General features: G+C 35.9%; 10 protein-coding genes. 6 read left to right on the top strand and 4 right to left on the bottom strand.

Features of this window, described 5'->3' with window-relative positions:
* The 4 genes from A6M55_RS04045 to A6M55_RS04060 all read right to left on the bottom strand — a co-directional run.
* A partial coding sequence (locus A6M55_RS04045) for a glycosyltransferase family 2 protein (protein WP_064196594.1) occupies nucleotides 1-646 on the bottom strand: 646 nt, incomplete at its 3' end.
* Complete coding sequence (locus A6M55_RS04050; RefSeq protein ID WP_064196595.1) at nucleotides 643-3,078, bottom strand: PAS domain-containing hybrid sensor histidine kinase/response regulator; 2,436 nt, start codon at nucleotides 3,076-3,078, stop codon at nucleotides 643-645. The genes A6M55_RS04045 and A6M55_RS04050, both read right to left, overlap by 4 nt.
* The gene (locus tag A6M55_RS04055) at nucleotides 3,079-4,164 is read right to left on the bottom strand and encodes an FIST signal transduction protein (protein WP_064196596.1); all 1,086 of its coding nucleotides are present in this window, start codon (nucleotides 4,162-4,164) and stop codon (nucleotides 3,079-3,081) included.
* Between the two features lie 307 nt (nucleotides 4,165-4,471).
* Nucleotides 4,472-5,626, bottom strand: a complete 1,155-nt coding sequence (locus A6M55_RS04060; RefSeq protein ID WP_064196597.1) for a sugar transferase — start codon at nucleotides 5,624-5,626, stop codon at nucleotides 4,472-4,474.
* Nucleotides 5,627-5,803: 177 nt separating this feature from the next.
* Between A6M55_RS04060 and A6M55_RS04065 the strand changes: the two genes are divergently transcribed.
* From A6M55_RS04065 to A6M55_RS04090, 6 genes are all read left to right on the top strand, one after another.
* Nucleotides 5,804-7,150, top strand: a complete 1,347-nt coding sequence (locus A6M55_RS04065) for a sigma-54 dependent transcriptional regulator (protein ID WP_064196602.1) — start codon at nucleotides 5,804-5,806, stop codon at nucleotides 7,148-7,150.
* 151 nt (nucleotides 7,151-7,301) lie between these two features.
* On the top strand, nucleotides 7,302-7,922 hold the full coding sequence (locus tag A6M55_RS04070) for an HAD family phosphatase (protein ID WP_064196598.1): 621 nt from the start codon (nucleotides 7,302-7,304) through the stop codon (nucleotides 7,920-7,922).
* Nucleotides 7,923-7,956: 34 nt separating this feature from the next.
* Nucleotides 7,957-9,108, top strand: a complete 1,152-nt coding sequence (locus A6M55_RS04075; RefSeq protein ID WP_064196599.1) for a site-2 protease family protein — start codon at nucleotides 7,957-7,959, stop codon at nucleotides 9,106-9,108.
* 84 nt (nucleotides 9,109-9,192) lie between these two features.
* On the top strand, nucleotides 9,193-9,762 hold the full coding sequence (locus tag A6M55_RS04080) for a 1-acyl-sn-glycerol-3-phosphate acyltransferase (RefSeq protein ID WP_064196600.1): 570 nt from the start codon (nucleotides 9,193-9,195) through the stop codon (nucleotides 9,760-9,762).
* Between the two features lie 55 nt (nucleotides 9,763-9,817).
* A complete protein-coding gene (locus A6M55_RS04085) occupies nucleotides 9,818-10,993 on the top strand; it encodes a PLP-dependent aspartate aminotransferase family protein (RefSeq protein WP_064196601.1) in 1,176 nt (391 codons plus the stop codon).
* A gap of 106 nt (nucleotides 10,994-11,099) precedes the next feature.
* On the top strand, nucleotides 11,100-11,380 hold a 281-nt coding region (locus tag A6M55_RS04090), incomplete at its 3' end, for a hypothetical protein (protein WP_156510979.1).

Here is an 11,380-nt window from a genome sequence, read left to right on the forward strand (position 1 = left end):
AAACTAAAGATTGTGGTACGAAGTAAATCTGAAAACCCGCCTCTCTAATTTTCAAACACCAGTCTATTTCTTCGTAATACAAAAAAAACTCCTCGGGCATGAGGCCAACTTCTCTAATAACCGAACGCCGCACCATCATTGCTGCTGCATTAGCCAAGGCTGTTTGAGTAGGTTTATCGTACTGTCCATTATCTTTTTTCCCGTAACCAATGGTAGAACTTTGAATTTTATATGCATGTAAATCAGAAGCCCCTGCGTAAAGAATAGTATCTGGTTGATGAAAACAACGTAGTTTTGCGGCACAAATGCCAATTTTTTGATTGGTTTGCATTACCTCAACTAAGGGTTCGAGAAAGTCTGTATGCACCTCGGTATTATTATTCAAAAACATCAAAAACTCACCATTAGCCTGCGTAATGGCAAGATTATTTCCACCAGCAAAACCTAAATTAGCTTTGGTTTCGATGATATGTACATGTGGAAATGATTGCCTTATTCTTGTTTTTAGTCTACCATCAGAATGATTATCAACTACCCAAACTTCAATATTTTTGTATGAAATTTGTTTGAGCGATGCAAGAAGTTCACAAGTTACTTCTGCTTGTCGATTATTAATCGTAATGATAGAAACAAGTGGCTGTGTCATTGGTGTGATTGTTGGATTTCCTCACAAACTCTTTGTAGAATATCAGTTGTAAGTTTTATCAAATTTACCATTTCGGCTGAATCTTTTTCTTGTTTTCCGAGTGCTTCCAGTTGTCTGATTGGCTGTTTAAGTGGCAAAATCTGCAACATATCTATTGAAGCTTTGATTTTATGAGCTAAATGCCCAATTTGCGAGTAGTTTTGTTGTGTATAATATTCAGCAAACTGGCGTAAAGTATCTTGTGACTGCTGCACAAACAGTTTTTCCATCTGACGAATCTGCACCGTATTTCCTTTCATCATTTGACTCAAAAGCTGATTGTTATAAAGTTTTGCTGACTCTTCAACCTTAACTTTTGGCGATAAAAGTGAGTAGCTTTGAGGAACTGTGATATATTTTATCAACTTCTGCATCAATTCATCGGCTACAAACGGCTTACCTATGTAATCGTTCATGCCAACAGCACTAAAGTGGTCAATTTCTTCATCCACTATTAAAGCTGTAAGTGCAATAATGGGAATATGCGTATTTTCGCTTCTAATTATTTTTGTTGCCTGAAAACCATCCATTTCAGGCATTTGAATATCCATCAAAATGCCATCGTAGTATTTTGCTCTGAACTTCTCGACACCTTCTAAACCATTTTTGGCTATTTCTACTTTTATTCCCCAACCTTCGAGTAGTTTTTGGGCAAAAAATTGATTCATGGCATTATCTTCGACCAATAAAATCTTTTTCCCAATTAGTACATTACTCGAAACATTATTTTGCTTAGTTTCTTCAATTGGAGCTTGACTAATCGGAAAACCAACAACAAATGAAAACGTCGCACCTTCTCCCAATTCACTTTTTACTCGTAAATCTCCACCCATTAGTTCAACTAACTGCTTAGATATACTCAGCCCCAAGCCAGTTCCACCGTATTTTCTGCTAATACTTGAATCTTCTTGTGTAAAACTTTCAAAAATTAATTTGTGCTTTTCGGGAGAAATCCCTTTTCCAGTATCAGACACAGCAAACTCCACCACCAAAGCATTATTCATTTTTGTTACGACTCTTGCCTCTAAACTAATTCTTCCCGTATCAGTGAATTTGATAGCATTACTTACTAAATTTAATAATACTTGGGAGAGTCGAATCGAATCGCCGAGAAGTGTAACATTGAGTTTTTCATCGAACTTCATAAACAATCCGATACCTTTTTGTTCGGCTTTAAACTCATTACTATTAATAATATTTTGTAGGATTTTTTTAGGATTAAAAGGAATCTTCTGCAAAGTCATTTTTCCTGCCTCTATCTTAGAAAAATCTAAAATCGAGTTAATGATTCCCTGTAAATTATCGGTCGAAATCTGTACTGTATTGATATAATCTGATTGTAATGGGCTGAGACTTGTTTTCTGAATTAAGTTTGTCATGCCCATGATGGCATTGAGTGGTGTACGAATCTCATGGCTCACAACAGCCATAAATTCTTGCTTAATTCGGCTGGCCTCTTCAGCTTTTTCTTTGGCCTGGCGGAGTTCTGATTCGTAGTTCTTGCGTTCGGTAATATCTGATTCTACGGCAATAAAATTTGTAAGCTTACCTTCATTATCATAAATTGCTTGAATAGAAAGTTCGACCCAATATTTTTGTCCTGTCTTAGAATAGTTCAAAATTTCAGTTCTGAAACTACTTCTCTGGCGAAGCTGCTCACCTATAAATTTTTTAGTTTCGAGATTTGTTTCGCTACCTTGCAAAACCTCACCAGGTTTACGGCCTTTTACTTCATCTAAAAGATACCCAGAAATACGACTAAAACCTTCATTTACCCATTCAATTCGACCTTCACTATCAGAAATTACGATAGCATTATCGGTTTTTTCTGCTACGACAGCAAGTTTTTTGAGTTCTTCTTGGTATCCGATCACACGATTGTGCAGAAGGCAAGATTGCAAAGTAACACCAAATTTACGTATTACTTTGCTTGCCTTTTTTACTTCACTTGAATCAAAAGCAGCTTGAGAGAGATTTTTAGGGCTAAAATAAAATTTTATAAAGCCCAACTGTGGTAAAGGTAAAATCCAATAGCAACCGTCAGTAATGTTTTTTTCGGTAATTATCTCTTGAAAATGGGGCGTACCGCTTTTGATGCATACGCCGCCATTCCCTTCGAGATGACTCATAAAATAGTGGTTAAGTGTAATCTCCTTTTTGTCTGTACTAAACTCAGGATTGGCATAGATTAAAGTAAAATTTTCAGAATTTGGCAAATTTAAAATGCTGTTTTTAAGCCAAATAGAACCAAAATCAATATTTTTCTGACGCATCCATACGTTTAGAAAGTCAGCACAATTTTTTTTTAAGTCAAGTGAATTACCAATCGAAAGTGATAATTCGTATAAAAGTGAAATCTCACGGGCAATATCTATTTTTTGTCCTGCTTCCATCTATCTGTAAAGGCTACTTGCTACAATTGTTTTATTGTAGAAATCTACAAATCCCATTCCCGAAGACGCAATCTCCCCCAAAGTTGACACCCCTCTTATTTTACATTGCTTTTCTCGATAGACATCTCGCATCGCTTTCAGTTCATCTTCAAATTGTTTATCGAGATACATTACACGGGTAATACAGTCAAAAACCATCAAACATTCGGCTGCACTTTCTTCATGATAAGTCTGATTAGCTACATCACGTGCCGCAAGAATCAATTTTTCGGGGTCACCCGTTAGAATCTGTAAGGTTGAGTTTTCGGGAACTTCCGAAATACAAACAATCTCTCCATCTTCATTAATAGCAATAGGGTCACGTACGACAAATTCAGCTCCTTCTTTATAGATTCCAAATGGAAAAATTTTAGCAATGTCAATGAAATTATTTTCGGTAAATTCGTTTGTAGAATTTGCCTCAATCACCTCTTTATAAACCTCAAAGGCTGGTCTCCAATTAAGTTCCTTTACAATATTTTTTTCGGTCGAAGTAGCAATAAATGGCCCCGCAAACACTTCCCAACCATGTTTTACACCAATTTTACTTTTATTATTCATGAGTGCTAAAATTGCACCATCTTCAAACATTCCGTCTTGAGTAAAAATACACGGTTGCTGTTCGAAACTCATAAATCCTGCTCCACCTCCAACAATATTTATTTGATTATTGAGCAAACCATATACTTTTTTAAGCAATAAATCGGTAGCTGAGACCATAGCGTCAATCAACAAAATTGCTGTGTTGACACCTTCAAGATTTTTGATTTCTTTGAAAGTAGATTCATCTTTCATCGAAAACTTAATGACCTCTTGTACATGAGGCAGTTCAAGTATCAAAATTCCATCATGATGATTGTTTATGTCATGAATAATTGTGGGATAAACTCCACCAAAAAACTTCAAAGCATTTTTATCTAATAGGGCAATCAAACTCCCAAGTTCAAATGCCGATTTTTCAGCAACAAAAATTAGTAAAAAATTTTTACTCAGTTTAAAATCATCAATCGTACTCTGAGTTATTTCATTTATATTCTTAAAATACATTTTTTGAGGGGTTCACGTGTAGTTATTATTACTCAGAAACCATACCATAAAGTTAAACTATTGATTATCAACACTATTCACAAAAAAAAAGTCCAAAATTTGGAATTTTATCTATTTTATGGAACATAATCTTATATAAACCGAAATGTGTAGCTCCATATTTGAATGAATCAAACACTTTATTTTACCATTTCTCCTCTCTAATTCTTTAATAGTTTCTTTTTAAGTGTGGGCTATTGATTCAAAATACTCATACTTTATTTTTTATCTAACGACCTACTTTAAACAAATATCGATTCTGGAAGTATCACATTTTCTCCGATTGAAATAAAGCTGGGACAGTTCTGGCTATGAGTGTCAAATCAAATTTCCAATCGTGATTGTGAGCATAAATATTATCTAAATCCTGACGTTCTTTAGCCGATAAATCACCCTTGCCTCGTTTGGTTACTTGCCAGAGTCCTGTTAGACCTGCAGGGGCTAAAAATCTGGCTACTGACTCATCTTTGGTCAGTTTTTCGGCTTCATATATTGGAAGTGGTCGATTACCAACCAACGACATGTCTCCTCTAATGACATTGATTAATTGTGGGATTTCATCAATACTTGTATTTCTCAAGAAAGCTCCCAATTTGGTAATTCTTGGATCATTCCTAAACTTTAAAAAAGCTGATTTTTGATTTAGTGCATCTAAAAACTTTTTCTCATTTTTCCAGCCCGAATCATCAATCAAATCTCCGTCGATTTCAGTATTTTCTGTTTTAAAATCAGTTTCATACATATTTAGGTGTGCCATATCCTTGATTTCTTTTTCGGCACCTGTTCGCATTGTGCGGAATTTGTACAACTCAAAAACTTTGTAACCAGCCCCGATTCTCTTCGATAAGAAAAATACGGGGCCTTTGGAATCTAACTTAATTAAAATAGCAACTATCAGTAAAATTGGAGAAAGTACAAGTAAAGCAGAACCCGCTACGAAAATATCGAAAGCACGTTTGCGAAAAGAAGATTTTGGTGTTAGTAAATTTCCACTATCAAAATTATTCCTACGGTTTCCTTCAAAATTCAAACTAAATGAAGCCACAGAAGCTGGGACGAAGTTTAACTGTTTTTTGATACGTAGTTGTAGCTCTTCTGGATGAAAAGGTTTTACTACATAGTCATCAGCCCCCAATCTAAGACACTCAATACGGTATTGGCTTCTGCCTTCTCCCGTTAAAATGATTAAGGGGATGTTTATATAAAGCGGGTTCGTTTTCAAATAGCTTATAAATCCTCTTCCATCTTCATCTGGTAAATTCAGATCTGTCACGATAGCATCTGGAAACAAGCCATTTTTTAGCAAAGCTTTAGCTGCCTTGATGCTTTGACATAAATAGAGTTCAAACATTTCACCGTAACAGTGCTTCATTAAACTCAAAAGCATTTTGTTATCATCGATTATTAGGAGTCGTTTTTTCATTGACTTTTATATTTGTTAAGGCTGAACATTATAGTTCAATTCTTTTGCCAACTTTGCCAACAAACATAAAACACTCACTATCAACAACTTACCACATAAACTATTTCTCATGACTTCCATAATTTGGAAATGAATGATATTTTATGGAAATTGAGTAAAATTTGGATTCGTATAATTATGGAAAATACTCAGACTATTTTTATCGTAGAAGATGATGCTTTTTATGGAGCAATGCTCGAATATCATCTAACTCTAAACCCTGACTACACCGTTGAAAGGTTTGAAACGGGTAAAAGTTTTTTGGATAACCTCTACAGAAGGCCAATTGCTATTACGCTCGATTATTCTTTGCCAGATATGGACGGCGAAACGGTCTTGAAGCGTATCCAGAAAGAATATGCAGATATTCCAGTAATTATCATTTCGGGGCAGGAAGATATTTCGACGGCTGTCCAATTACTCAAAAATGGAGCTTATGACTACATAGTAAAAGATGAAAATACAAAAGAGCGTTTGTGGAACGCAATTCTAAAAGTCAAAGAAACCCAACAATTACGAGAAGAAATTTCTCAATTACGGGAAGAAGTTCGTGAGAAATATGAATTTGATAAAGCCATCAAAGGTAATAGTCCAGCTCTGCAAAGGGTTTTTAATTTGATGGAAAAAGCATCAAAAAGCAATATCAATGTTTCGATTTATGGCGAAACTGGTACAGGGAAAGAACTCGTAGCTAAAGCGATTCACCATAATTCGGTTCGAAACAAAAAACCATTTGTAGCTGTAAATATGGCTGCAATTCCGAAAGATTTAGTAGAAAGTGAATTATTTGGACACGAAAAAGGAGCTTTCACAGGAGCGATGAACCGCCGAATCGGAAAATTTGAAGAAGCAACGGGTGGAACATTATTTTTGGATGAAATTGGAGAAATGGAACTAACCATGCAAGCGAAAATCTTACGAGTACTTCAGGAGCAAGAAATAACAAGAATTGGAGGCAATCAAGTTGTAAAAATTGATTGCAGAATTATTGTAGCAACCCATCGAAACCTTTCAGAAGAGGTTCAAAGAGGTAATTTTCGTGAAGATTTATATTATCGTTTGCTTGGTCTGAATGTGGCCCTCCCTCCACTCCGTGAACGAGGAAATGATATTATTTTACTTTCAAAATTCTTTATTGAAGATTATTGTAAGAAAAACCGACTTCCAAAATTAGGTCTGACCAATGAAGCATCACAGAAACTCATGAGTTATCCGTTTCCTGGAAATGTCCGTGAATTGAAAGCAATTGTAGAGCTGGCTTGCGTGATGGCATCCGATGATTTGATTGCTTCAGAAGATATTACATTCAATTCTATTAAGCCCGAAGGGGCATTTTTACTCGAAGAAGTAACTTTACGAGAATATACACGCCGAATCATACGTCATTTCTTGAATAAATACGATGATGATGTACTTCTCGTGGCCGATAAACTTGACATCGGAAAATCAACAATTTATAATATGTTGAAAAGCGGAGAGCTTTGAAAAACGAATTTCATCTTATCATTGCGAATGCCCTTTGGCAGCCAAAATTGGTTCCTATTTCTATTTCTATAAAATATTCTTTCAAGCGTGACGTTTCATTTAAGCATCCGACACTAAACATAAACACTAACAATCCTATTTCTTAATCTGTATGAAATTCAAAGCCGTAATCTTCGACTTCGGAAACGTCATTATCAATATCGAGTTTCAGAGAATCTATCAGACATTCGCCAAATTTACATCAAAGTCACCTGCTTACATCGAAAAAAAAATTACCGAAGACCAAATCTTTAGAAGATATGAGAGCGGGCAGTTTACCGATGAAGAGTTCAGAGAGGTCATCCGCCAAACCCTTGGATTTCCCCTCTCCGACCACGAAGTTGACACCGCATGGAACGCAATTCTGCTTGATATTCCAAGCGATAGAATTGATTTAATTCATAATATTCGTCAAAAATACCCTGTATATTTACTCAGCAATACCAATAATATCCACATTACAGCTTCCAACAATTATCTCAAAAAAGCTCATGGTATAAATAATTTGGATTTATTATTCGATAAACTTTATCTTTCTTACGAAATGGGCTTATGGAAACCCGATGCCGAAATTTATCGTGAAGTCTTGCGTGCGAATAAACTCCAACCCAACGAAGTTATATTCTTTGATGATAACCATCACAACATCGAATCAGCCAAAGCAATCGGAATGCAAACAATTTTAGTTGAGCCACCTACTTCTATCGTAGAATATTGTAAAAACATATTTTAAGTTGTTACTTTGTGGCATACAACAAACCTAACCCATGAATCAACAGCGTACACTCCTAATACAAATTATTTTATTTATCATTACTTTTATTTCTGCCACACTTACAGGTGCTGAATGGATTTATGGCAGGCCTTTTTTTTTCGGAGAAAACACACTCGGTTGGCACGAATTTTTTGAAGGATTAAAATATTCAGTACCATTTTTGGGCGTTCTCACGATTCATGAATTTGGGCATTACTTTACTGCAAGAAAACATAAAACTGAAGTAACACTCCCTTTCTATATTCCATTATGGTTAGGAGGAATCACTTCAACTTTCGGAACACTCGGTGCCTTTATTAGAATCAAAGAACGCCTTGAATCTCGTGTAAAATATTTTGATATTGGTATTGCAGGCCCACTGGCGGGTTTTATAGCAGCTTTATTTGTGCTTTGGTACGGTTTCACACACCTCCCGCCACTCGACTATGTATTTGAGCTTTTCCCAATTTTCAAACAATATGGCAACGAATACGGAAAATTTCTCGAAACAAGCCCTGATTATATTTCAATCAAGTTGGGTGATAGTTTACTTTTTAATTTCTTTGAACAATACGTTTCTACGGGCGAACTTCCGCATCCTTATCTCTACACCAACTATCCAATTATTTTTGCGGGATATTTATCTTTGTTTTTTACAGCTCTCAATCTCTTCCCAATCGGACAACTTGATGGCGGACATATACTTTACGGTCTAATTGGCGATCGTGCCTTTAATATCGTTTCGCCGATTCTATTCGGAGGGTTTGTTTTTTACGCAGGATTAGGATTTTTTAATGCCCACGAATTTACAACTCAAGACACTCAAATGTTTTTTGAGTTAATTGGTAAGTTTGCGGTCTTCATATTTTTCAATTATTTATGTTTCTCAAAAATAACTGATAACCCTATTACAAACTGGCTCATTGCTCTTTCGGTAGTGGCCGTTCAGTTATTAGTTTCCTATTTTTTCCCTACCGTGGAGGGCTATTCAGGTTTTTTAGCATTTGGATTAATGATTGGACGTTTTTTAGGTGTTTATCACCCAAAAACGTATGATATGCAGCCACTTACCCTTGAAAGAAAGATTTTAGGTTGGTTGGCCCTTATAATTTTTGTTATTTGCTTTAGCCCAAAACCTTTTATTATCATTCAAAATTTACCATAATTAATGAATGACGAATTATTCAAGTGACGAATAAATCACTATAATCATGTTAAACAAAATTCGTCATTCGTAAATCCAAATGCTATGCTAAACTGGATATTCAAAACTATTTTTCGTCTATTGGGTTGGAAAGTCATAAATACACCTTACCACCTAAAAAAAGGTCTTTTTGTGGTTGCACCGCATGCCCGAACCTCAGATTTTTTTGTGGGTCTTTGTACTCGACCAACCATTAATTTAGATATAAAATATTTAGGTAAAGCAGAGCTTTTCAAGCCACCATTTGGCTGGCTTTTTCGGGCATTGGGTGGAACTCCAGTTTACCGAAGCAAAAGCACTAATTTTGTTCAACAGGTAGCTGAAACATTTAAGAAGCACGAAAAGCTCTTAGTGGCCATCGCTCCCGAAGGCACTCGCAAAAACGTAAGTAAGCTAAAAACAGGCTTTTATTACATGGCTCATCAAGCAAAAGTACCAATTATTATGTCGGGCTTTGATTACCCTCGAAAATCAGTTATTTTTGCAGAACCATTCTTGACAACTGGCAATTTTGAAGCTGATATGAAGCAATATTTCATTCCATTCTTTGAAACAGTCGGCGGAGTTGATAAAGATTGGATAAAAAATTATAAAGCTGGAAAATTTGATGAATAAAAGGTCTGATGTCATATCTTACCCAAACACCAAAGAAATTTGATTGAATATACCCATGGAAAAACAAACCAAAGCTATAAGAATTCAAACTAAACGCTCACAATACAGAGAACACTCAACTCCCCTGTTTTTGACCAGTAGCTTTTGTTTTGAAGATGCCGAACAAGGAAAAGCCCTTTTTGACGAAACACTCGAAGGCAATATCTATACCCGTTTCTCAAATCCGTCAGTTCAAGAATTTGTTGATAAGGTTTGTATGCTTGAAAACTGTGAAGAAGGTATTGCAACCGCAACGGGTATGGCGGCTGTTTTTGCTGGTTTTGCTGCTCACCTCAAATCGGGTGACCACGTAGTAGCCTCTCGTGCATTATTTGGTTCGGCTCACCAAATCCTAACCCAAATCTTAGCAAAATGGGGCATTAGTCACACGTATCTTGATGCAACCGCTCCCGAAAGCGATTGGGAAGCCGCAATTTTACCGAACACGAAGATGGTTTATCTCGAAACCCCTTCAAATCCAGGACTTGAACTGGTCGATATGGAGATGATAGGCCGTTTGGCAAAAAAACATAATCTAATCTATTACGTTGACAATTGTTTCGCAACGCCGATTATACACACCCCAACCGATTTTGGTGCAAATTTAATTGTTCACTCTGCCACCAAATTTATGGATGGCCAAGGCCGTGTTTTGGGCGGAATAATTACAGGAACAAAAGAACTTATTGCTCCAATTCGTTTTTTCTGCCGTCATACAGGGCCTTCGATGTCACCATTTAATGCTTGGGTTTTATCGAAAAGTCTCGAAACCCTCGAAATCCGTATGGCTCGCCACTGCGAAAACGCAATAAAATTGGCCAAAGCTTTAGAAAAAATGGAAGGTATTACGAATGTAAAATACCCACATTTAACAACTCACCCGCAATACGAATTAGCAAAAAAACAAATGAAGGCTGGTGGAGCAATGGTAACATTTGAACTGGAAGGTGGTTTTGAGCGAGTGAAAAAATTTACACAACTGGTAAAAATCGCTTCAAATTCATCAAATTTAGGTGATTCACGCACAATTATTACTAATCCGAATACCACAACACACTCTAAATTGCCAAAAGAAGACAAAGCAAAACTTGGAATCACCGAAGGCCTTATCCGTTGTTCTGTCGGATTGGAAGACATCAGAGATTTAATTGCTGATTTTAAGCAAGCAGCAAAAAAATCATTAACTAAGTAGTTATAATTACATATTCGACAATTCTCATAATAATCTAAAAATTAATACTTTTATTTATGATAGATTGTCTACTATTAGCCATGGACTACTAATATCATCTGAGACAATGAGTGAGACCGTTGAGCAAAAATATATGGAAGTGATAATGAAGGAAGAAAACGCTTTGGTGTTTGCTCGCTTCAGTAAACTCATCAATAATTTATTTTCTGAAAAATCAGAGGCTCAAGAAGAAATCTTGGCATTAAAATCGCAAGTCAATACTTTGCAGAAAAGTATTTCCGAATACAAAAAAGAGATAGTAATTCTGAATGAGAGACTAAAAAAACAAGAATTTCTTGAAAAAAGTAAAGAAATTCAAAAAGAAAGTGTTAAAATTGTAGCGAATAA

The sequence above is a fragment of the Emticicia sp. MM genome, assembly GCF_001649495.1.

Excerpts from the sequence above, each read along its gene's own strand:
- A6M55_RS04050 (WP_064196595.1), bottom strand. The coding sequence starts at position 3,078 with ATGGAAGCAGGACAAAAAATAGATATTGCCCGTGAGATTTCACTTTTA.
- A6M55_RS04055 (WP_064196596.1), bottom strand. The coding sequence starts at position 4,164 with ATGTATTTTAAGAATATAAATGAAATAACTCAGAGTACGATTGATGAT.
- A6M55_RS04060 (WP_064196597.1), bottom strand. The coding sequence starts at position 5,626 with ATGAAAAAACGACTCCTAATAATCGATGATAACAAAATGCTTTTGAGT.
- A6M55_RS04065 (WP_064196602.1), top strand. The coding sequence starts at position 5,804 with ATGGAAAATACTCAGACTATTTTTATCGTAGAAGATGATGCTTTTTAT.
- A6M55_RS04070 (WP_064196598.1), top strand. The coding sequence starts at position 7,302 with ATGAAATTCAAAGCCGTAATCTTCGACTTCGGAAACGTCATTATCAAT.
- A6M55_RS04075 (WP_064196599.1), top strand. The coding sequence starts at position 7,957 with ATGAATCAACAGCGTACACTCCTAATACAAATTATTTTATTTATCATT.
- A6M55_RS04080 (WP_064196600.1), top strand. The coding sequence starts at position 9,193 with ATGCTAAACTGGATATTCAAAACTATTTTTCGTCTATTGGGTTGGAAA.
- A6M55_RS04085 (WP_064196601.1), top strand. The coding sequence starts at position 9,818 with ATGGAAAAACAAACCAAAGCTATAAGAATTCAAACTAAACGCTCACAA.